Origin of the sequence: Bifidobacterium longum subsp. infantis ATCC 15697 = JCM 1222 = DSM 20088 (assembly GCF_000269965.1) — a bacterium.
GTDB lineage: Bacteria > Actinomycetota > Actinomycetes > Actinomycetales > Bifidobacteriaceae > Bifidobacterium > Bifidobacterium infantis.
Genome location: NC_017219.1, coordinates 1,607,320 through 1,630,297, shown reverse-complemented (window position 1 = coordinate 1,630,297; position 22,978 = coordinate 1,607,320). Strand labels below are relative to the sequence as shown.

General features: G+C 59.6%; 19 protein-coding genes and 1 pseudogene. 15 read left to right on the top strand and 5 right to left on the bottom strand.

Going from position 1 to position 22,978, the window contains the following annotated elements; all coding sequences use genetic code 11:
* Positions 1-11: 11 nt before the first annotated feature.
* The gene (locus tag BLIJ_RS07610; protein ID WP_014484935.1) at positions 12-2,159 is read right to left on the bottom strand and encodes an SWIM zinc finger family protein; all 2,148 of its coding nucleotides are present in this window, start codon (positions 2,157-2,159) and stop codon (positions 12-14) included.
* A 113-nt stretch (positions 2,160-2,272) separates the two neighbouring features.
* Positions 2,273-2,704, bottom strand: coding sequence for an EamA family transporter (locus BLIJ_RS14705; protein WP_231837820.1), 432 nt, complete (start codon positions 2,702-2,704; stop codon positions 2,273-2,275).
* 232 nt (positions 2,705-2,936) lie between these two features.
* Between BLIJ_RS14705 and BLIJ_RS07600 the strand changes: the two genes are divergently transcribed.
* Both BLIJ_RS07600 and BLIJ_RS07595 read left to right on the top strand, forming a co-directional pair.
* Complete coding sequence (locus BLIJ_RS07600) at positions 2,937-3,575, top strand: plasmid pRiA4b ORF-3 family protein (RefSeq protein ID WP_012577786.1); 639 nt, start codon at positions 2,937-2,939, stop codon at positions 3,573-3,575.
* An 81-nt stretch (positions 3,576-3,656) separates the two neighbouring features.
* The gene (locus BLIJ_RS07595) at positions 3,657-5,579 is read left to right on the top strand and encodes an SWIM zinc finger family protein (RefSeq protein ID WP_012577785.1); all 1,923 of its coding nucleotides are present in this window, start codon (positions 3,657-3,659) and stop codon (positions 5,577-5,579) included.
* A gap of 408 nt (positions 5,580-5,987) precedes the next feature.
* Here BLIJ_RS07595 and BLIJ_RS07590 read toward each other — a convergent pair whose 3' ends face one another.
* Complete coding sequence (locus BLIJ_RS07590; RefSeq protein WP_012577784.1) at positions 5,988-6,923, bottom strand: alpha/beta hydrolase; 936 nt, start codon at positions 6,921-6,923, stop codon at positions 5,988-5,990.
* Positions 6,924-7,179: 256 nt separating this feature from the next.
* Between BLIJ_RS07590 and BLIJ_RS07585 the strand changes: the two genes are divergently transcribed.
* Together BLIJ_RS07585 and BLIJ_RS15185 are read left to right on the top strand one after the other, a co-directional pair.
* A complete protein-coding gene (locus tag BLIJ_RS07585) occupies positions 7,180-7,425 on the top strand; it encodes a putative oxidoreductase (protein ID WP_014484932.1) in 246 nt (81 codons plus the stop codon).
* A 5-nt stretch (positions 7,426-7,430) separates the two neighbouring features.
* On the top strand, positions 7,431-7,553 hold the full coding sequence (locus BLIJ_RS15185) for a hypothetical protein (RefSeq protein WP_256755799.1): 123 nt from the start codon (positions 7,431-7,433) through the stop codon (positions 7,551-7,553).
* 38 nt (positions 7,554-7,591) lie between these two features.
* On the opposite strand, the gene BLIJ_RS07580 is transcribed toward BLIJ_RS15185, so the two are convergent.
* Positions 7,592-8,248 carry a metallophosphoesterase family protein gene (locus BLIJ_RS07580; protein WP_012577783.1) on the bottom strand — a complete coding sequence of 219 codons (657 nt, stop codon included), beginning with the start codon at positions 8,246-8,248 and terminating at the stop codon, positions 7,592-7,594.
* Between the two features lie 208 nt (positions 8,249-8,456).
* Between BLIJ_RS07580 and tenA the strand changes: the two genes are divergently transcribed.
* A complete protein-coding gene (gene tenA / locus BLIJ_RS07575; protein WP_012577782.1) occupies positions 8,457-9,191 on the top strand; it encodes a thiaminase II in 735 nt (244 codons plus the stop codon).
* Positions 9,179-9,463 carry a hypothetical protein gene (locus BLIJ_RS07570; protein ID WP_231837819.1) on the top strand — a complete coding sequence of 95 codons (285 nt, stop codon included), beginning with the start codon at positions 9,179-9,181 and terminating at the stop codon, positions 9,461-9,463. The genes tenA and BLIJ_RS07570 overlap by 13 nt, the downstream gene beginning before the upstream one ends.
* Before the next feature lie 125 nt (positions 9,464-9,588).
* Here BLIJ_RS07570 and BLIJ_RS07565 read toward each other — a convergent pair.
* Positions 9,589-10,211, bottom strand: a pseudogene (locus tag BLIJ_RS07565) (alpha/beta hydrolase).
* Positions 10,212-10,293: 82 nt separating this feature from the next.
* On the opposite strand from BLIJ_RS07565, the gene BLIJ_RS07560 reads away from it, so the two are divergent.
* The 9 genes from BLIJ_RS07560 (at position 10,294) to BLIJ_RS07520 (ending at position 22,976) form a co-directional block, all read left to right on the top strand.
* Entirely contained in the window at positions 10,294-11,364 is a 1,071-nt protein-coding gene (locus BLIJ_RS07560) for a tRNA (adenine-N1)-methyltransferase (RefSeq protein WP_012577779.1), read from the top strand.
* Positions 11,365-11,461: 97 nt separating this feature from the next.
* Complete coding sequence (locus tag BLIJ_RS07555; protein WP_012577778.1) at positions 11,462-12,019, top strand: SixA phosphatase family protein; 558 nt, start codon at positions 11,462-11,464, stop codon at positions 12,017-12,019.
* Between the two features lie 160 nt (positions 12,020-12,179).
* Positions 12,180-14,483, top strand: coding sequence for a 5-methyltetrahydropteroyltriglutamate--homocysteine S-methyltransferase (gene metE / locus BLIJ_RS07550; protein ID WP_012577777.1), 2,304 nt, complete (start codon positions 12,180-12,182; stop codon positions 14,481-14,483).
* A 59-nt stretch (positions 14,484-14,542) separates the two neighbouring features.
* Entirely contained in the window at positions 14,543-15,397 is an 855-nt protein-coding gene (metF, locus tag BLIJ_RS07545; RefSeq protein ID WP_012577776.1) for a methylenetetrahydrofolate reductase [NAD(P)H], read from the top strand.
* Positions 15,398-15,530: 133 nt separating this feature from the next.
* Positions 15,531-16,484: a choloylglycine hydrolase gene (gene bsh / locus BLIJ_RS07540; RefSeq protein ID WP_012577775.1), complete on the top strand. Its 954-nt coding sequence runs from the start codon at positions 15,531-15,533 to the stop codon at positions 16,482-16,484.
* 56 nt (positions 16,485-16,540) lie between these two features.
* A complete protein-coding gene (locus BLIJ_RS07535; protein WP_012577774.1) occupies positions 16,541-19,771 on the top strand; it encodes a bifunctional [glutamine synthetase] adenylyltransferase/[glutamine synthetase]-adenylyl-L-tyrosine phosphorylase in 3,231 nt (1,076 codons plus the stop codon).
* A 330-nt stretch (positions 19,772-20,101) separates the two neighbouring features.
* Positions 20,102-21,064, top strand: a complete 963-nt coding sequence (pyrB, locus tag BLIJ_RS07530; RefSeq protein WP_012577773.1) for an aspartate carbamoyltransferase — start codon at positions 20,102-20,104, stop codon at positions 21,062-21,064.
* Complete coding sequence (locus BLIJ_RS07525; protein WP_012577772.1) at positions 21,064-21,483, top strand: aspartate carbamoyltransferase regulatory subunit; 420 nt, start codon at positions 21,064-21,066, stop codon at positions 21,481-21,483. The genes pyrB and BLIJ_RS07525 overlap by 1 nt, the downstream gene beginning before the upstream one ends.
* A complete protein-coding gene (locus BLIJ_RS07520) occupies positions 21,480-22,976 on the top strand; it encodes a dihydroorotase (RefSeq protein ID WP_012577771.1) in 1,497 nt (498 codons plus the stop codon). Before BLIJ_RS07525 ends, BLIJ_RS07520 begins: the two co-directional genes overlap by 4 nt.
* Positions 22,977-22,978 lie beyond the last annotated feature (2 nt).

Genomic DNA, 22,978 nt, shown 5'->3' with positions numbered 1-22,978 from the left:
CAATGTCGTCACTACAACGCAAACGCCAGCTCCTCCCGCAACGCAGTACGATTCGGATAACGCTCGACAATCTCGTGTGCCAGCACACGGGTCTCCTCATCGCCGAACACTGCGGCGAAACGACGCAGCTGTTTGGCGATCTGCTGGTATGTGGCGCGGCGTGCCGTCAATGTATTGTCGACGCCACGTTCCACCGTAAACCGGAACGCGGCCGTGCCCATGGTGCCGTATGGCATCGCGTCGAGGATTATCGATTTTGCCGATTCGGGGTGTTCGATGGCGATGGTGCGCAGCAATGGCAGCGGCGGGTAATCGACGGTGACGTAATAGGTCAGGGCCGCGTCCGAAAGCCGCTCATCCACGATGAGCTTCTCATAAGCGGGATTGCGCCAACTGCTGTGGCGCTGTGTGCCGCCTTTGGTGGTTATTTCCGGCTGGTACTTGATGCGGTCGATGATGTTCCGGGCGCAATCTCTGGTCAGCCCATCAGCCACGTCATGCCATTCTTCTGCGCTAAGACCGCCGTAGATGCGTAACAGATTGCGTAGTTTACTCACGTAATGGGTATCGGATCTGTCGTTGCAGGAAAGAATGTAGTACCGATACACGTTGGCGAGCAGTCCAACGTCATTGAGTCCCTCGGCGCAGCATTCCATGATGGTATGCCATCCATGGGGCAGCAGGTCCGGCAGCAGACCGTTATGCCGGGCATCGATATCGACATCTTCCATATCCCGGCTCGACAGAAGGAAACCTTGTGCGAGCATGTATGCGGAACGCAAGCGCTCTTCATGAATCATGTTCGCAGCGTTCATCAGCGTGAGGGCCATTGACTCCGGGTAGTCTTTCAGAAGCTGCTCGCGTCCGGCGTCATCGTTGGATAGAGCGTATAGGTCGTAGGCGCTCATGAGTGTGAACAACTGCAATACGTGTAACGATTCATCCGAAATGAAGTCGGTTTCGTCGTCTACTTCGCTCGTATCCTCGTTATCCTCATCCTCGTCGTCCTCGTCGCTTTCTTCGCTCTCTTCGTTGAACGAGTATTCCAGATTACGCGTTATCGCGTTCTCGATCACGTCAATGGCCCATATGCGTTTGTCGTCATATTGGGCGAAAGCGAGCGCGCTGGAAATCAGCAACATACTGTTCAATGGTTCGCATTGCCGCATGTCTTTGTCGTTCGCGGCCTGCGCAATGGTGTTCAATGCCTTGCCGGCGGTAGAGGAGTCGGCGAATTCCGCCACATTCTCCATATAGCATCGCACGCGCATCGCCAGATCATCCATAAGCGTGAGCAAAGGTTCGGAGCCATCATCGTTCTCGGACGAGAGCAGAAGCGCGTGGACTTCGTGTATGCACAGTCGCAGGTTGCCGCATGCGCTCGCGTAATCACTGGATTGCAGGGCATTGCCCGCGATAGCCTGCACGGTTTTGATGAATTCTGTGTAGTCACATGATTTGCTGTACGCATCGCTGTGTTTACTGATATGAATAATGAAACGTTCATGGCATCGGCGGATTGTGTCGGAGAGCATGGTTTGTGCGTCGATCAGCGGGATTAGCGGTCGTTCTTCGTCTGGCTGGGCGCAGAACGTCTTTGCGGCTTCGCGCAGTTGGGTGGACCACAGGAACAGCAGATGGCCTTTGCCCTGCTCTGCGCGCGTGTCGAGGTGTTGCTGGATGGGATACAGCACGGTGCGGGGGAGTGCGATGACACCATCGTGAGCGTTGGCGGTGTCATCATTGTGGTGATTGCCGTGCGCGCCAATGAGCTGTTTGCGCAGTTCGTAAAGCACGGCACCTATATGCTTGCAATATGGTGTTCTCTGATACGGGCAGGTGCACGCGGCGGATTGTATGCGAATCGAATTGTCGTCGGTTGTGGATTCGTGGTCGCTGTTACTGCTGGTAGTGGCTTGGTCATCAGTGTTTGCTTCATTGGCGTTCTCGCCGCGAGCGTCTTTGCTGAGGCGGATGTCAACGTCATAACAGTCATCGGCACTGCCGGACACCTGCGCGTGATACAGCTGCGGCGCAATCTCCTGCACCGAACTCACGCGGCCCGATTCCCAGTAATCGGTGGCACGTTCAAGAATCAACGGTGTGCCTTCGAACATGACCTCGAATTGAGCCAGCGTTGGCTTTTGCGGAACAACCATACTGCTGATTGTAGCGGGTGGAGTGTTACTCGCCGCTTGGCGGTGCATACTGGTCTGATGTAGTCTTGTTTCCACTGGGTAATCGCATTCGGGGAGGGGAGTTAAGGAAGCGCTTAACGTGCGTGGGGCTTCAGCCGCTCCCAATACGCCCAAATCGCGCCGAACGAATACACCGCGATCGCGACCCAAATCACCATGAACGCCGCATAGCCCTGCGCGCGCATCGGTTCGTGCAGCAGGAGCACAGCCACACAGAACTGGATCAGCGGGTTGAGATATTGGATGAAACTCACGGTCAGGTAATGGCTGTGCTGCACGCCGTAGGAGAACGTGGCCAGCGGAATCGCGGTGGGCAGGCCGGAGAACGCCACCAACAGCGCGACCATGGCCGCCAACGTGGCGACCAAACGATACGCGAGCACGCTGATGGCATTCATACTGGATAGCGTGCGCCAGTACAGCGGCAGCACGCCCCAGCCGATATCGGACACGAGCAGCACGGCTATCCCCATTCGCGTCTGCTCGACGGTACGAACCAAAGTCACGTCTCCCCGCCATAGCGACTGATCACATGAGTGTCCCGCACCTGGTCACATGGCATATTGGACTTGCTGATGATGAACAGTACCGGTTATTGTTAGAGTCTTTTCCACAGGACACGGAGATTGAACAGATGATTCGGCCTTTTCTGAGGGCGCGAATCAGATTCGTAATGCAGTGGTTTGCCCTGGACTCTGTTACGGTGATAATAACTTCATCGTTGATAAGGGAGTCTTCATGGCAGGCAATGGCAACACGGCATTTCGTTTCCGAGTCACTTTGCGCCTTGACGGGCGCGAATGCTGGCGGGAGATTCTGGTGCCGGCATCATTGACGTTCTTTGATTTGCATGCGGTATTGCAGGAATGCTTTATGTGGTACGGCGAGCATCTGTTCTGCTTCTGCGCCACATTCCCGGATGGGAAGCAGGTGCAAGTGGAAGAATTGTGGGGAGAAGAGCCCTCATACCATGAGGCGAGATACGAACAATATATGCCGGTAGAGCCGTTGCCGGAAGTTCGCATTGCTTCGGAAACCGAGCTGGGCGACGTGTTTCCCAAGGCGCGTACCGCTCGCTATTACTACGATTATGGTGACGATTGGATCCATGACATCAAGCTGCTGCGTACCTACCGCAGCGTGCACGTTGCGGATCCTCAGCTTTGGGATGGGGCGGGGGATGCGCCTCCGGAGGATGTCGGCGGGGCGTATGGGTTCGAGCGGTTCCTTGATACCTTGGGCAATCCCGAAGATGAAGAACATGATGGCACGGTTGAGTGGGCCGAGGACCAGATGTGGGATCGTTTCACGCTGAACCGCCATCGTGAGCGTCTGTTCCGTTGGCACAAGCACCGTGACATGATGTTGCATGGGTGATGCTGAACAGATGATAGCCGAACTGCATTAGGCTACTACGTCCCACACCGTAATGTATGACCAATCATTAGGAGGCCCGTCATGACTGCCCATTTCGACGAGTTCGAAGAGGAGATGACCTCCCGCAGCCTGGAGCGAGCATATGATTACGTGGACGAGCATAGAATCGGTGGGTTAGAGGAATTGTCGGCCGGACTATTCCACGCCGAAGTGCACGGTTCTGAACTCTACGATGTCGATATTCGACTTCGTGGCAACGATATCGTGTTCGCATCCTGCACCTGCCCCTACGACTATGACGGATACTGCAAGCATATTGGTGCGGCGCTCTTGACGTTGCGTGATTACAAACACGGCGGTAATCATCAGCAGAACGTGACATACGATGCGATGATTGCAAAGCAGGACGACTCTCGGCCAGACATACCCGTAGCAGCAAATCCTCTCGCATCGAAACCTGAAGTGTTCAATCGAGTGCTGCAACATATTCGAGAACGAGTGGGACTGCGCAAATCAGAACGGTGGACGCCCGCTCAGCATTTCTATCTGGTTTGGAATCAGGACGAAATCAATGCCATCGTGACTGCGAATCCGGCAATCGCGAGCGGCATGGAACCATTGATGCCCGAAAGCACCGTGAATCGCGTCATGGAATCTCCCATGCGGCGACATCTCGGCAAGGACTACGGCTGGAAATTCGAATGGGGAGATGCCGCCATAAACGGCGTGATGGCCGTATTCGAGGAAGCAGAACAATCGAACGACTATCCGCTGGCCATGAGACGCATGTGCGCGGCTTTGCGAAAAACAGTGTGGTTCGCGAGACAAGTCGATGATGAAGAGGGTGCGCTACAGACATATATCGAACACCTCAATGAGCGGATCCTCGCTTATACGTATGCCGCGGCACCAATCGTTACAGGCGAGCAAGCGCAGCAGATGCTGATTGCAGCGTTGAGATTCATGCGTGATACCCCTATGATCGAGATGCTGTTTTGGCCGCACACGCCGCTGGAATGCGTCATCCCATTCGCGGATATTCACGCACGAGGTACGGCGGACATAGAACAGATGGAGCATCAGCCCCGCGAGATCGGCACGACCTCGTTCATGTGCCGCACCTATGCGCAGTCCACATTGAATGTTGCCCAGCAATTCCTTCATGACAAGAAGGGGGATTCCATTGACGGCCATCGAACGAACCTGACCGATTACGATTGGCGAGCTGCACAGGACTATCTGATGAAACTCCATCATGACTTTCTGCTGTACGGCGGCGACGCAATTAGTGCCGATGAGCTACTGTCCAAAAACACGGACGTGGCCGAATGCAGATTTGCCGTCATCGCACGTAAATTCCTGGACGGGGATTATGCCGGGGCCGCCGTTTTCTTGGAACAGACTTACGATTGGGATGCCGCGCAAAAGCATGCGGGGTATTGGGAGCTCACCGCTCAACTGCCGCATGGCGAGCTTACCATGCTGGAGGCCTGCTATGAACGACTGAACGATGAGAACGGCATCAAACAATTATATGAGTACTACGTCGCTCACAGTGATTCAGTGGCGGACGAACGTTGCATTCCCATCCTCAAATCGATGGTCGGCAAATCGGGCTGGCCTCAAAGCGTTCAGAACATTCTGCGCAACTATCATGAGCATGATTTCGGTGGGAAAGTCCTTGCACGACTCATGACTGAAGAGCGCCTATCCGATGAGGCCTTGGCCTTAGCCGGGCAGCGGCCGGAACTCCTGCGTGATTTGCTCAAGCCCATCAGCCTCAATCACAGCGCGGAAGCAGAACGACTGATCAGAAAGCAGCTGCCGCTGGATCGCGATCTGCAACAGGGAAATCGCAACGAATACCGATTCGTTGCCATGTGGATCGAGCAATATCGCAACGTTTTCGGACTCGACCAAGCCAAGGCTCTCGCCAAGGAGATCATGGCAAAGTACCCGAGACGGTATGCTCTCAAAGAGGAAATCGGCCGCGTGCTAAAGTAACTTACTGATGCCAAAACATTCTAACACTACTCCGACGATGCCCGCCACCGCCCGGCCACAAGAATGCACGCAATACCGAATACGCGCAGCGCGCCGCCTTTGACCTGCGCATTCGGGCGGAAGAAAATACACCACCAAATCAGATACAGCGCATGACCCCCCACATCAGCTGCCGCGAACGGCTAAATCTGCCGAGTTCACCGAGTTCACCGGCCCTATTAAGTCCCTCAACTCCATCAATCGCCGTCTGACCCATCACATCACGCTTCATACACATTGCCGATTGACAGTCCTAGAACACAGTCTAGAACTGTCATGGTATGTTCGCGCAGATAGGGGATCCAACAAAATTGGCTAAAAGAGAACTCGGCAACCTATAAAAAGGACGCGCCCGTGTGTCCTTACCGTTCAGCTCCGCTCACGAATGAAATCGAAAATCACGTCGAAGACCTGTTGGCTCCAGAAATCGTACTCATGTTCGGCGCCGTCGACTAGCACCAGCTGCGCGTCCACGCCGTGCTCGACCAGCCGGTCGCGCATCTTGACGGATTGATGGTAGGGGACCACGGTGTCGGCGGTACCGTGCAACAGGAGCATCGGCGGATACTGTTGGTCATCCCGCACCTGCAGGTAGGGGCTCATGTCAGCCGCGCGCTGACGGACCTCGGCATTGATGCCGGTCTCATGGGTCGCACCCACCACGGCCGCGAACGGGCCGAAATAATACAGCCGGAATGGATTGGTCTCATCGTCGAATGCGTCGACAGCTTCAAGCATGTCGGTGGGCGGGAAGCAGCTGACCACGTACTTCACCGCATCGCTCTCAGCGGCATTGGTGCCGTCCTCATACCGCGGATCGTCGGCGGTCAACCCCACCAGCAGCGACGTGTTGCCGCCGGACGACGTGCCCCAGATACCGAGACGGTCGGGGTCCACGTGCCATTGACGTGCGTTTGCCCTGAGATAGCGGATGGCTGCTTTTACGTCCTCGAGATATGCGGGGAACACGTCGTGGGGATCGCTCGAGGCATCGCGATGATTCACCGTAGCCACCACAAAGCCTTCGCGGGCCAAAGCCGAGAGTTGCGGGATCTCGTAGTCGCGATGCGGCGTGGTCCAGGCGCTGCCTTGCACGAATACCACGGTGGGGTAGCGGCGGTCATCGTCATCGCCGGTGGATTGTGGCGAGATGATATCCATCACCAGGTTATCGGCCCCGGTCTCGTACGCCACGTTGCGGGTCAGTGTGGCCAATCCGGCAAGCGTGGGATTGTGCGGGATATGGATGACATTGTTTGCGCCGGCGTTGGCATCACTGACTTTGGCTGAATCGGTAGTATTCATGGAATCCCCCTAGCTCTGTTGCTATAGAGGTCATCATACAAGAAATGGGCATGATTACGGCACAACGATGTCTCGGTCACAGCGAAGACATGAAGACGCGAAGACGCGCCCGGCAGCGCGCGCTGCCTGCCTGCGAGTTGCCTTCAAGTGCACTTCAAGCAATAAGGTGACATAAGCAGCGGCAATGGAGATTGCTGCCCGGCAACGAAGCGGACAGTGCCCGTTCGCCGATTCACGATAACAGAAATGAGACACTATGAAGACTCAGGAAATCGGACAATCCGGCATGATTGCGTCACGAGTGGCGCTGGGCGTGATGCGCATGGACGCGTTGGATGCCGCCGATGCGGCACGTACCGTGGCCGTGGCCCATGATTCCGGCATCGACTATTTCGACACGGCGGAATGCATACACAGATGCTCGACGCTGAAATCCAATTCAATATGGCGAGCGATCCCGCAGCCGATCGCACCGGTGGCATCCTGCCTTATTCACGACTGAAGCATATGACCATTCAGGCATGGTGCCCATTCCAATCCGGCACGGAATACGGTCCGTTCGTCGGCAACGAGCATTTCCCCGAGCTGAACGCCGAATTGACCCGTCTTGCCGGCAATCCGTTGGTGTGAGCGAGAGATGACGAGACCAATGCCGTTGAGGCGCGTGTTCAGCGTGCATACATCTCAACGGCGGTCAATGCTGTGTCAATGCCAACATTCAGTGCCTCCGGGCGTGCACCATCTGGCGAAAGCTGATGCGTATGTCCATACAGCAGTCTGCGACCGTCAAACGGCAACGCCTTGCCGCTGAACTTCGCCACATCATCGGGCCAACTGTATGCCAGATCCTCCCGATACGGGTAATGTGAAAGATTGACCGTACCGAGTCCCTCAATCTTAACCGTATCGTGCGGCTCCAAACTTTCGAACAGGTTGAGTGCGGGGCGGTCTTCCAGCCACCAGTCATCATGGTTGCCGATCACACCATGCAGATGCTTGCAATTGAGCGCTCGCAGGCAGTTCTTCAGATGGGTCAGCGATGTGCGGAAACCGATATCACCCAGAATCCACAGCTCATCATCCGGGCCGACCAAAGTGTTGATATGATCCACAATCGCCTTGTCATGCGCATCCGTATCGGCGACCTGACGAAACGTCAGACCCGCGCCGAACGTCTCCTCCTTGGCCCAATCTTCGGCGGTCTTGCGATCATGCGCGCGCAGCACCTCCTCATAGCGCGAGTGCGTCGGATCGAACGTCGTGAACCCTCGCAACACCGTGACCAGTGGATGCCCGAAATGCGTGTCGGTCGTGAAATACCTCATGACAGTCGCCTCCCCTTTTCGGCGTGCAGCAATGATTTCCCATCCTAGGCGCAGCCGGCACCTGTCGGTTCGTGTTGCCATAATGAGGCGCATTGCAGGGGAACCCGTGAATGCAAGCTGCCGGCCATCGTGGTGGCGAACGGGTTGAGAAAGGCGCTGTGCCTGACCCTTGGAGCCTGTTGGCCAACACCATCGAAGGGGGCAAACGATGTCTTTTGACGCCGTCGCATTCGGCCCGATCACCCTGAACCACCTGCCGCCGTTCGCCCAGCGCCTGCGCCAGGCCTCCGACCTGGTCTGGGAGGAGGGCTACCGGCAGCCGTTCCTGCGCGAGCTGGGTCACGGCACGCTTTCGCGCGAGCGCTTCGCGTTCTACCTGCTGCAGGATTACCGCTACCTGAACGATTACGCCAAGGTGCACGCGCTGGCGTTGACCAAGACCCAGGATCCCGAGGTCATGCGGTTCATGGCGGATGTGCAGAACGGCATCTTCAATGTGGAATCCGCCATGCATCGTAAATACATGGCGAGCTACGGCATCAGCGAGCAGGAGATGAACTCGGTGCGCCAGTCTGCGTTCGCCCGCGCCTACACGTCGAACATCCTGTCGATCGCATACGGCAATCCGCTGGTTGATATCCTGGTCGCCGTGCTGCCCTGCGCCTGGGTGTACGCCGACTACGGTCAGCGTCTCGCCGCCGAATTCGCGGACACGCTCGATGCCAACCCGTACAAGAGCTGGGTGGACATGTACAAGACCGAGGAGTTCTGGAGTAGCTCGGCGTGGCTGATTGAACACATCGAACAGCTCGTGGAGGGTTTGAACGAAGAGCGCCGGGCCGAGCTCGTGGACATCTTCGTGACCGGTGTGCAGAACGAATACCTGTTCTGGTCAAGCGCCTACGACATACAGTACACGTGGAAACCCGAATGGGATGTGTGAGGCGCACGATGGATGAGCGGTGGGCGCGTGCTTTGCACGCCAAGGGCATTGATATTGACGAGGCTGAAGGTGCTGGTGGGAAACGGGCGCACGACGGCAAACGGCATACCAACATCACGGGTACTGGTCGACGCTCCGAGTCCCAGCCGGCTGTCGGGCTCCGCGGTCAATCCAATACCAGTACGAATCTGCCGGGGCCGAAGGTGACGGCACGCGCCACGCCATTCAAGGCCACCGGTCATAAGGGCGGCATCAGCCGGCAGGGGAATTGAGCTGATCGCAGAACCATCGCGCGATGAATGGGCATGGCCAGCGCCATTCCGCCATTGTTGAGCCGCTTCTACTTGGACCGGTACCTCTTTGAACGGAGATATTCCATATTGAAGCTATTCCGGCATCATATGGCACGTAGGAAATGCCGGATATCGGCGATTTCCTCATCACAGATGGCATGGGCCATGCCGGAATACTCGCGATAGGTCAGATGCCCGGCCCGTTCAAGGACCTGATGGGCCGTTTGCTGGTCGGGCAGCGGAATCGTGCGGTCCTGCGCGCCATACGCCAGGAAGAATCGGGTAGTGGAGTCAAGCGCCGCCTGTTCCTCGCCCATGAACGAAGGACTGAGCAGGATCGCGGCATTGAACAACGTCGGATGCACCTTGACCAGACGATATGACAGATAACCGCCTTGGGAGAAACCGATCAATATCTTCCTGCGATGGGCGAATGCCGAGGCATCCAGCAGTGAAGCCACCGCATCCCCGACCGCCGCGCATTCGCGTTGGCGCTCGTCCACGCCGCAGCCGTCGGGATACCAGTAATTGCCGCCCATATAGGGCCTTGCGTAGGTGGCACGGAACGAGATATAGCTGGGTACGGCGGCAATTGCGGACGGGGCCGCATCGGCGCATATACGGCGTCGAGAATCCGCACCATCTCGCTTTCGTCGTTGCCGTAACCGTGGAACATCAGGAAAATGGGGTCATTGCCGTCGGCATCGATCTGGCTTGTCATCTGCATTCGCATCGTCATCACCTCACCAACGAGCTTACATGCATTAGACTTGTAGCGATTGACCCACCGAGCACGCAAGGAGCAAGTTATGGAGCCGAGGCGCGGGCCTCTCACCGCAGGTGAGAAGGTGCAGTTCACCGACCGCAAGGGCAAGAAGATCACCGATCAGCTTGTGGCTGGCGGCTCCACGCAGACCGAGCATGGCCTGATTCTGCATGACGATGTGATCGGCAAGACCGAAGGCACCGTCATCCTCACCGTGCACGCCAAGCGTGAGGCGCAGGTCAACCAGGTTTATCCAGAGAAAGACAAGAACAAGCCGTGGAAGTCGTCGCGCGCCATCGGCGGCTGGGAATATGCGGTGATGCGCCCGCGACTGGCCGATTACGTGCTGTCGATGCCGCGCGGCGCGCAGATCATGTATCCGAAGGACATCGCCCAGGTTGTCCAGCTCGGCGACATCCGTTCCGGCATGCGCGTGCTTGAGTCCGGTGCCGGCTCGGGCGCGATGAGCGTGAACCTGCTGGACGCCGTGGGCGATCGTGGCCATCTGACCACGATCGAGCTGCGCCCCGAATTCGCCAAAGTGGCTCAGGCCAACGCCACGCTGTATTACGGCGAGGCCCCCAGCTGGTGGGATCTCAAAACCGGCGACTTCGACTCCGTGGCCGCCGAACTGCCCGAACACTGGTTCGACCGCATCATGCTCGACATGCTCGACCCGTGGAACAGGCTCGACCAGGCATACCGCGTGATTGCCCCCGGCGGCGTGTTGGTCAGTTACGTAACTACCACCACGCAGATGAGCCGACTGGCCGAAGCCCTGCGCGCGGCCGGCTGCTGGACCGAGCCGCAGATCCAGGAATCGTTCGAACGCACATGGAAGGCCCAAGGCCTCGCCGTACGCCCCGACCACCAGATGATCGGCCATACCGGTTTCCTTGTTATCTCGCGCGCCATGGCCTCCGGGTTCGAGGCGCTCAGAAAGCGCGATCGCGTGACCAAGGACACACAGACCGACATCGACTCGCTCACCGACGAACAGCGTGAGGCGCAGATCGAGGAACTGGAACTGCGCGACATCTCCGACCACAAACTACGTAAGGTGTTGCGTGACCTCGACCGTCAGGTGGGAGAACTTGGCAACACGCACGAATAACCGCCAAACGATGAGTTTGTGAGCGCTCACACACCTCTATACTGGAAGCAACGCCACACCGCCACACCGGGCAGGCGGTTCGTGAAGGGAGCCACGGATGGGCATCAAGCTGAGCAAAGTCGCCAAAGCAGCGAAGAAATACGACCATATCCTCATCATCATGAGGCACGCCAAGGCCGAGCTGTTCGGCGACAAGGGCGACTCGGAACGCGAGCTCACCGACAAAGGTCTGAAACAGGCGAAGGCCGTGGGCAAGGGTATCGAGTCGCTGGGATTGGTGCCCGATCAAATCTCCTGCTCGTCCGTTACCCGCACGCGCCAGACACTGGACCGCATGCTCAAGACCTTTGGCGACAAGCCGATCGTCGACTACCGCATCAGCCTGTATGACGGGGGAGTGCAGGCGGTGTTCGACGAGCTCGCCCACGTCAAGGCCAAGAACCGCGTGTTCATGATCGTGGGTCATGAGCCGACGGTATCGATCAGCGCCCAATGGCTCGCCTCGCCCGACTCCGATGCCGAACGGCTTGATCTGCTCAATCTGGGACTCTCGCCCGCATCCGTCGTGATCATGGGGTTGGACAAACCGTTCGATGAATGGCAGGTTCATAGCGGCGAATTGCTTGCCGTCATCAATGTGAAGGATTTTGACTGAATCGACCCTCCGTGACCGCGTGCGACCTGGGGCTGCCGGGAGGGGATCGTCAGGGTATAAATTCCGTTGATAGCGACACTCTGCGGCTATTTATAGGGGCCGGAATCCGAATGTTTGCTACCCTGAATCGGGTTACGAACGCACACAATTTGGAGGATTCATGTCCACTCTGACTTCCGTCTCCGGCTTCCCCCGCATCGGGCAGAACCGTGAACTGAAGAAGATCATCGAAGGTTACTGGAAGGGTGCCAACGACCTTGCCGCCGTCAAGGCCACCGCCGCCGAACTGCGCGCCAAGCATTGGAGGCTGCAGCAGGCCGCTGGCATCGATCTCATCGCCAGCAACGACTTCAGCTACTACGATCAGATGCTGGACACCGCCATCCTGCTCAACGTGATTCCGCAGCGTTACCAGCGTCTCGCCTTCGACGATCAGGAGGATACGCTCTTCGCCATGGCGCGCGGCTACCAGGGCGACAAGGGTGATGTAACCGCACTGCCGATGAAGAAGTGGTTCACCACCAACTACCACTATCTGGTGCCCGAGGTTGAACCGTCCGCCGAAATCAAGCTCAATTCCACCAAACCGTTCGATGAATTCAACGAGGCCAAGTCCTTGGGCGTCGAAACCAAGCCCGTGTTCATCGGACCGTACACCTTCCTCAAGCTCGCGCGTACTCCGGAAGCCGCCGAACTGGAGATCGACAAAGGACTGGTCAACGCGGTGGCCGCCGTCTACGCCGAGGTGCTCGCCAGGTTCAACGATCTTGGCGCCGCGTGGGTTCAGCTTGACGAGCCGTACCTCGTGCTCGACAAGGAGCCGGGCGATGTCGAGCTCTTCAAGGCCCTCTACACCAAGATCCTGCCCGCCAAGGGCAATGTGAAGGTGCTGCTCAACACCTACTTCGGCCACATCGCCGACGTGTATGAGACCGTCAACCTGTTCGGTTTCGACGGCATCGGGCTGGATCTCAACGAAGGTCGCGAGGAGAACCTCGAAGCCGTCGCCAAGTACGGCGTGGCCGCCGGCACCACCATCTTCGCCGGCGTGATTAACGGCCGCAACATCTGGCGCAACAACTACGCCACCTCCCTCGGCTTGGTCGATGCTCTGAAGCAGGTCACCGCCGATGTGGCCGTCTCCACCGCGTCCTCCTTGCTGCATGTGCCGTTCAGCACCGAAGGGGAGACCGGCATCCCGGCCGAAGACCTCAAGCACTTCGCATTCGCGGTCCAAAAGCTCGGCGAGCTCAAGGAGATCGCGGCCCTGACCGACGCCACCGAGGATGAGAAGAAGTCGTCCGCGGCCCTCGCCGCCAATCAGGCGTTGTTCGACGGCACCCGAGTGGCCGCCGATCCGGCCGTCGCCGAACGCATCGGCAAGCTGTCCGATGCCGACTACGTGCGTCAGCCGGCCCGCGAAGAGCGCCAGTCCCTGCAGCGCGAGGCCCTCGGGCTGCCGCTGCTGCCGACCACCACCATCGGCTCCTTCCCCCAGACCAAGGAGATTCGCGCCGAGCGCGCCAAGCTGCGCAAGGGCGAAGTCACCAAGGAGGCCTATGACGAGTTCATCGCATCGCAGATCGACGCCGTCATCCGCAAACAGGAGGAGATCGGCCTCGATGTGCTGGTCCATGGCGAATTCGAGCGTAACGACATGGTCGAGTACTTCGGCCAGAATCTCAACGGCTTCCTGTTCACCAAGAACGCCTGGGTCCAGTCCTATGGCACTCGTTGCGTCAAGCCCCCGATCGTGTGGGGCGATGTCTCCCGCGCCAACCCGATCACCGTGGAATGGTCCGCGTACGCCCAGTCCAAGACCGACCATGTGATGAAGGGCATGCTCACCGGACCGGTGACCATCCTCAACTGGTCCTGGCCGCGTGAGGACATCACCCATGAGGAACAGACCAAGCAGCTCGCTCTCGCCATCCGCGACGAAGTCCTCGATCTTGAGGCCGCCGGCATCAAGATCATCCAGATCGATGAGGCCGCCCTGCGCGAGAAGCTGCCGCTGCGCAAGTCCGACTGGCACGCCAAGTATCTCGACTGGGCCATCCCGGCCTTCCGTCTGGTGCATTCCGCCGTCAAGCCGACCACCCAGATCCACACGCACATGTGCTATTCCGAGTTCAACGACATCATCCGCGACATCGATGCGATGGATGCCGACGTGATCTCCTTCGAGGCGTCCCGCGGCGATCTCGTGGTGCTTGACGCCATCCACGACGCGCGGTTCGAGACCGAAGCCGGTCCGGGCGTGTACGACATCCATTCCCCGCGCATCCCCTCCGAGAAGGAGATCGAGGATCGCATCTACGAGATCCTGGACAAGATCGACGTAAAGAAGGTGTGGATCAACCCCGACTGCGGTCTGAAGACCCGAGGCAACGACGAGACCTGGCCGAGCCTTGAACATCTGGTCGCCGCCGCCAAGGCCGTGCGCGCCAGGCTCGACAAGTAGCGGAAATCACCGAGCTCCCTTCCGGATGAGGGAGCTCGGGTTTATGTAAGGAAATCAGCATGCATTCCCCGATGTTCAGCCTTGAGGTCTTTCCCCCGAAACGCAACGCTCCCGTGGACACCATCTATGACACCCTTGACGGTCTGGAGGGGCTGAACCCCGACTTCATTTCCGTGACCTACGGCCACGGCACCCATTCGGACCGCACCGCCACCGCGCGCATCGCCCACACGATCAGCAAGGAGTACGGCATTCCCGCAGTCGCGCATCTGACCGCGTTGTACTCCGACAAGGCGAAAATCGACGAGGCCCTCGACATGTTCGAGCAGGCCGGTGTGAGCGCGGTGCTCGCCTTGCGAGGCGACTACATCGATGGCGAACGTTTGGTCGGCGATTTCAACCATGCCAGCGATCTCGTGTCCTACATCAGATCCATGAAACCGGATCTCACGGTGTTCGGCGCATGCTATCCAGAAGGCCATTACCAGTCCGGATCGTTGGATCAGGACATCGAGAACCTGAAGATCAAGGTCGATGCCGGCGTCACCCGTCTGATCTCGCAATTGTTCTATGACAACGAGGATTTCTACCGCTTCCTGGACAAGGCTCGCGCCGCCGGCATCACCGTGCCGATCGAAGCGGGCATCATGCCGGTGCGCGGCGCCAAGTCGGTGCGGCGCATGGCCGAACGCAACGCCTCGCGCATTCCCGACAAACTCGATGCACTGCTGAACAGGTGGGAGGATGACATTCAATCGCTGCGTACCGCCGGCATCCTCTACGCTTCCGAGCAGATCGCCGACCTCGTGGCCCACGGCGTGGACGGCGTCCACCTGTATTCGATGAACCACCCCGCCACCACGCGCCGTATCTGGCGCAACGTGGAACCGTTGTTCCTCGGTACGCAAGGTTGACGCATATCGCGGCGCGGCGCGTCTCAATGCGTCGCGCCGCACGTTAACCTGCTGGCGAAACCCAGAGTTCACCCAGCGGCCGATGGGTATCATGAACGTGCAAGCCAACCAAAGCGATGGAAGGAAGTCCGTTATGTGCACTGGTGTCCGTTTCTCCGATGATGAGGGCAACACCTATTTCGGCCGTAATCTCGACTGGAGTTTCTCATATGGGGAGACCATCCTGGTCACTCCGTGCGGCTACCACTATGACACGGTGTTCGGTGCGAGCGGCAAGGCGAAGCCGAACGCGGTGATCGGCGTGGGCGTGGTCATGGCCGATAGGCCGATGTATTTCGACTGCGCCAACGAACATGGTCTGGCCATCGCCGGCTTGAATTTCCCTGGTTACGCCTCGTTCGTCCACGAACCGGTCGAAGGCACGGAGAACGTCGCCACGTTCGAATTCCCGCTGTGGGTGGCGCGTAATTTCGACTCCGTCGACGAGGTCGAGGAGGCGCTCAGGAACGTGACGCTCGTCTCCCAGATCGTGCCGGGACAGCAGGAGTCGCTGCTGCACTGGTTCATCGGCGACGGCAAACGCAGCATCGTCGTCGAGCAGATGGCCGATGGCATGCATGTGCATCATGATGACGTCGATGTGCTGACCAATCAGCCGACGTTCGACTTCCATATGGAGAATCTGCGCAACTACATGTGCGTCAGCAACGAGATGGCCGAACCGACTTCATGGGGCAAGGCCTCCTTGACCGCCTGGGGTGCGGGTGTGGGCATGCATGGCATCCCGGGCGACGTGAGCTCCCCGTCCCGCTTCGTTCGTGTGGCCTACACCAACGCGCATTACCCGCAGCAGAACGATGAAGCCGCCAATGTGTCGCGCCTGTTCCACACCCTCGGCTCCGTGCAGATGGTGGACGGCATGGCGAAGATGGGCAACGGCCAGTTCGAACGCACGCTGTTCACCAGCGGATACTCGTCCAAGACCAACACCTATTACATGAACACCTATGATGATCCCGCCATCCGTTCCTACGCCATGGCCGATTACGATATGGATTCCTCGGAGCTCATCAGCGTCGCCCGATGACTCCTTCCCGGCTCATGCCCCATTCGGAAGGGCATGAGCGTATATAGTGGAATCTTATGGAATCGTCGATGTTCAAACCCAGCTCCATGGACCTCATCAGGGCAGGTCTGCAAGACCTCGACAGGGCTCGCGCCCTGTTCGGCCAGCTCAAGGCCGACGCCATCGCCGATGGACGATGCGCCGAATTGCTGGGCGTGTTGGCCCATGCGTGCGACCCCGACGTGGCGCTGGGCAATTTCGTGGATATCGTCAACGCGATGCAGTCCAGTCGGCGGGATCTGGATCGGGTCATTCCCGACGCCGGTGCCCTTCGACGTCTGATCACCGTGCTCGGCGCCTCCGACGCGATGGGCAAGTTCATGCGTTTCAGGCCGGAACTCGTCGAAGCCGCGTCCGTCGGCAGCGCCGACAGTCACCTGTTCAACCGCGCACAGCGTCGAGCCCGTCTGCTCATGGCGGTCGGCGCCGATCCCGACGATCAGGCCATGCCCGTCGCCTCCAAGGATCTGGCGGAAGCGGCCACGGCGCTGCGTGCCGGTTATCGCCGGCAGCTGGCCGCCATCATCGCGCAGGACGTCATGGCGGAGGATCCGATTCGCATCCAACCGACCATCAGCAGCGAATTGTCCGACCTTGCGGACGCGGCGCTCGAAGGCGCGCTGGCCATCGCCCGCCACGAAACCGAGGGCAACGAGCACGTGCGCTTCACCATCATCGGCATGGGCAAACTCGGCGCACAGGAACTGAACTACGTCTCCGACGTGGACCTCATCTACGTGGTCGAACCGGCCGACAAGGACGTGGACCATCAGACGCTGATCCGCGTGGGCACCAAGATGGGCACCATGCTGCAGCGCGTCTGCCAGTCCGTCATCATGGGCGTGGCAGAGCAGCCGCTGTGGCAGATCGACGGCGGCCTGCGCCCGGAAGGCAAGGACGGCGCGCTGGTGCGCGTGCTCTCCTCTCACAAGAACTATTACGAGCAGTGGGCCGAGAACTGGGAGTTCCAAGCGCTGCTCAAGGCCCGCCCGGTGGCCGGCGACCCCGACCTCGGCCAGGCCTACATGGACATGAGCCGGCCGTTCGTGTGGAGCGCGTCCAAGCGTAAGAACTTCGTCTACGACTGCCAGAAAATGCGCAAGCGCGTGGAGGATCTGATTCCCGCGCCCCTGAAGGACCGCGAAATCAAGCTCGGCCGCGGCGGCCTGCGCGATGTGGAATTCACCGTGCAGATGCTCCAGCTCGTACACGGCCGCACCGACGAATCGCTGCGCACCAGCAACACGCTCGACTCGCTGCAGCGCCTGTCCGAAGGCGGCTATGTCTCGCGCAAACAGGCCGTGCGCATGTCCCAGGACTACCGCTTCGAGCGCGTGATGGAGCATCGCCAGCAGATCTGGTCCCTGAAGCGCACGCACCTGTTCCCGGACCTCGGCCGAGCCTCGGTCGGAGGCCTCGAGAAGAAGCGCGACATCGACGTGGACGAGCTCAACCAGAACCAGGAGCTGCGTCGCCTCGCCCGCGCGTTCGGCCTGCACCCGGAAGAACTCGTCGACAAATACGACGACACCCGTCGCGAAGTACGCCACCTGCACCTCGACATCTACTATCGCCCGATGCTGCCGGTCAACGCCCAGATGGAGAACGACCAGATCGTGCTGAGCGTCGAGGCCGCACAGGAACGATTCGAATCCATCGGCTTCGGCGACCCGGACGCCGCCATCCGCCACGTGCAGGCGCTCACTGCCGGCGTGGGGCGCGCGGCCAAAATCAACCGCATCATCCTGCCCGCCGTCTTGCAGTGGCTGGGCGAGGGCCAGAACCCGGACATGGGCCTGCTCAACTGGCGCAAGCTGGAGGAGAACTTCGGCACCGAATCCGGCTACCTCGGCTTCCTGCGCGACTCCACCTCCGCTGCCCAGCGTCTGTGCCACATCCTGTCCAACTCGCGATTCCTGGGCGACGCGCTCAACAAGTCGGTCGAATCGATCAGTTGGCTCGGTGATGACGGCAATCTGCAGGCCCGCACGCGCGAGGCATTGGATGTGCAGACCGGCTCGGCGCTGGAACGTTTCGGCTCGAACATCAACGAGTTCGCCACCTCCATGCGCGCCATGCGCCGCCACGAAATCGAACGCATCGGCCTGTCTTGGATGAGCGGTGTGATCAGCGACTCCGACAGTCTCAAGGCCATGACCGACGTGTATGACGCGATCATCGACGCCTCACTGACCTGGGCCGTGCGCCACCAGATCGCCGCGTTCGGCGTCGAAACCGCGCCGGCCGGCATCACCGTCATCGCCATGGGCCGTTACGGCGGGCGCGAAGTGAACTTCAGCTCCGATGCGGATGCCATTCTCATCTACCGTCCGGCCGACGACGCCGACGACGGCCAGGCCAACGCCTTCGCCAAGAAGGTCGTGGAAGACCTGCGCAACATCCTGCAAGGCCCGACGACGCTGGAACCCAAGATCGAACTCGACCTGGACCTGCGCCCGGAAGGCAAGAACGGCCCGCTCGTGCGCTCCTATGCCTCCTGCGAGGAATACTACGAATCCTGGGCTTCGACCTGGGAGCGCCAGGCGCTGCTGCGCGCCCGGTACGCGGCCGGCGACGCTGAACTGGCGCGGGACTTCCTGATCAACATCGCCGACCCGCTGCGCTACCCGACCGCGGAACTGACTGAAGCAGAATTGCAGAACATCCGCAAGCTCAAGGCCCGCATGGAAGCCGAGCGTCTGCCGCGCGGCGTGCGCCGTGAACGGCATCTGAAGCTCGGCAAGGGCGGCTTGTCTGACGTGGAATGGACCGTGCAACTCATGCAGCTCCAGCACGCCGGCGATATCAAAGATCTGCGCGTCAACGGCACGTTGGAGGCATTGGACGTGCTGGAAGCCAAGAAGCTCATCAGCGCTATCGACGCGATTCAGCTGCGCAAGACCTGGACGTTGTGCACCGCGGCCCGCAACGGCAACTATCTGTGGAGCGGGCGCGCCAACCAGGCCGATATTCTGCCTGATGACATCTATTCGCTGGGCGGCATCGCCGTCTACCTCGGCTACGGCGCCCACCGCGGCCAGCATTTCGAGAACGACCTGCTGGCGGTGATGCGCAAATGCCGTGACGTGTGCCAGCGCTTGTTCTACGGGCAGACCGAAGGTGAGGCGACTGCAGCAGCCACCGCCACGGCCTCCGCCGCAACGCCGCAGCCGCAAACCGCCCCTCGCCCGCGTATGCACGTGATCGCGCCGCGACTGGAACGAAATCGACGCCGCGCGCAGCGATAGACCTTTCTTGTATTGCGTTCACTACGTTCATTAGGTCGATTCATCGTTCATTAGGTCGGTCCGCCGCCGCATACCTTGTTGGAATGGCGGCATTCCAACAACAGATACGAGGGTGCAGTGACCTAATGAACGTCAAATCGACCTAATGAATGAGCTCTGGCGTTCCAAAGCAGATATCAGCTATACAGACACAGCATATTCGTTGGATTTTCAGGTGAACACTCGGTGAATGCGGCTGTCCGAAAAATGGCGTAAGTTATATTAGGTCACACAAGGGTGGCCACCTGAAAACCACGAGCGAAAAGGTGAGCCTTGTCTGAAGAAACGCCAATGGTCGGCAAAAGCGTCGTAACGCTGGACGGCCTGTCTACAAACCAGATTCTCGACCTGCTGCATAAGGCCGAATACATCGATTCCCACCGCAAAGAGGTTGCCCATACCTGCGATGGGCGAGTGCTGGCCACGCTGTTCTACGAGCCCTCCACCCGTACGCGCCTGAGCTTTGAGACCGCAATGCTGCGTCTCGGCGGCAAGGTCATCGGATTCGCCGGCGCGCAGCTGGCCTCCGTGACCAAGGGCGAATCCATCGCCGACACGTTGAAGACCGTGTCCAACTACGTGGACGTGGTCGCCATCCGTCACCCGAAGGAGGGTGCCGCGCTGGTGGCCTCCCGCGCCGCATCCGTGCCGGTGATCAACGCCGGCGACGGCGGCCACATGCACCCCACGCAGACGCTGGCCGACCTGGCCACGTTGCAGTCGCGCTTCGGCCGCATCACCGACCTGACCGTGGGACTGTGCGGCGATTTGACCTTCGGCCGCACTGTGCACTCCCTGATCGAGACCCTGTGCCGCTTCGGCAACGTGCGCTTCGTGCTCATCAGCCCGGACGAGCTCAAGACCCCGCAGTACGTGATCGACCGCATCAACGCCACAGACAACTGCTCCTACGTGGAAGTGCGCGACCTGGCCTCCGTGATCGGCGACCTCGACGTGCTGTACATGACCCGCGTACAGAAGGAACGCTTCTTCAACGAAGACGACTACTTGCGCCTGCGCGACACCTACATTCTCGACGAAGAGAAGCTGCAGCTCGCCAAGCCGTCCATGGCCGTGCTTCACCCGCTGCCGCGCGTCAACGAAATCGCCGTGGACGTGGACGACGACCCGCGTGCCGCCTACTTCGAACAGGTCAAGAACGGCATGCTCGTGCGCATGGCCCTCGAAAGCACCGTGGTGGGCGACGAACTGCCCGGATACGAACCGCTCAACTCCAAGGAGGTTCATGCCTGATGGAAGTCACCAGCATTCAGAACGGCATCATTATCGACCATGTGACGGCTGGAACCTCGCTGAAGGTTCTTGAATACCTGAAAATCGACCCGGCCAAAACCAAGCTTGCGCTCATCATGAACGCCAACTCCAAGCGTTACGGCTCCAAGGACATCATCAAAATCGAGGATGACAAGGACATCGACCTCGACGTGCTCGGCTTCGTGGCCCGCCAGGCCACCGTAGACGTGGTGCGCGGCGGCAAGATCGTCGAAAAGAAGCAGCCGAACCTGCCCGAGCACATCGTCGGCGTGATCTCCTGCGTGAACCCGCGCTGCGTGACCACCACCGAGCCCGGCATCAAGCAGATGTTCCACCTCGTGCACTCCGAACGGCTCGAATACCGCTGCGACTACTGCGACGAGGAAGCCAAACTGTGAGCATCACCCTACGCAACATCAAGGTCTGGAACACCGGCGAAGTCATCGACCTCGTGGTGCCCGGGACCGCTGCCGCCTACTTCGCCGACACCTCCGCCGTGGCTGACGGTGCCGATATCGACGCCACCGGACTGACCGTGGCCCCCGGTTTCGAAGACCCGCACGTCCACTTCCGCGATCCCGGCCAGACCTACAAGGAATCTATGGTCTCCGGCTGCCGCGCGTCCGCATCCGGCGGATACACGAACGTGCTCATCATGCCGAACACGTTGCCGGCACTGGATGGGCAGACCGTGTCTGACCTGGAAGCGGCCGGTGCGAAAGAGGTTCTGGATGCCGGCTTCGACAACGTCATCGACTTCCTGCAGCAGTACGATACTGCGCACGATGTTCAATTGCCGGTTCGTTACGATCTGTGCGTGTGCGCGTCCAAGGATCGCGCCGGTCATGAGGCAAGCGACGTTGCCGACTGGCTCAGGTACGTGCCCGGATTCGAGGACGACGCCAAGACGCCGGCCATGCTCACGCACCCCATCACCGCAATTAGCGACGACGGTTCCGCTGTGACGCCGGAGATCCTGGACCAGGTGCTGGAGAACGTCAAGGCCTCCGACCTGTACCTAATCGAGCATTGCGAGCATCACGATACAGGTGCCGTGAACGAAGGCCCGGTCTCGCGCGAACTTGGCGTGCCTGGCATTCCGGAAGACACCGAGCTCAAGATCGTGGCCCGCGATATAGAAGCGGCCCGCCGCACTGGTGTCCACGTACACTTCCAACATGTGAGCACTGCCATCTCGTTCGAGGCGATTCGCAAGGCCAAGGCCGAAGGATTGCCAATCACCTGCGAGACCGCGCCGCACTATCTGGCGTTGAGCGACGAGGCGCTGCTCAAGTACGGCACGCTCGCCAAGATGAATCCGCCGCTGCGCTCCGAAGCGGACCGCAAAGCCACCATCGCGGCCATCGCCGACGGCACCGTGGATCTGCTGGCCACCGACCATGCGCCGCACACGTTGGCAGAGAAGGAACTCGGCTTCCTTGAGGCACCCAACGGCATCATCGGACTGGAATGCGCGTACGGCGTGTGCCACAAGGTGCTCGTCGACGGCGGCTTCATTTCCGATGAGCGTCTGATCGAGCTCATGTCCGTGGGACCCGCCGAACTCATGGGGCATGTGCCAACCGACGTGGCCGCGCTGGTCGAGGACTACGCCGAACCCGCGCCCACTGGGGATGATCCGGATGGCGTGATTGCGGGGGAGAGCGACGCTCAGCCGCAGCGTGAAGGCGTCAACCGACTGCTCGACCTGAGCCGCGTGGATGACGCCGACAATGTCGACCTCGTGGTGCTCAACACCGCTGAGGAATGGACCGTGGACCCTGAACAGTTCCACTCCAGGGCTCGTAACACCCCGTTTGGCGGCTGGCAGGTCACCGGACGCCCCCTCGCCACGATCATCGGCTCCCAGCTGATGTTCAGCCGTCTGTAGAT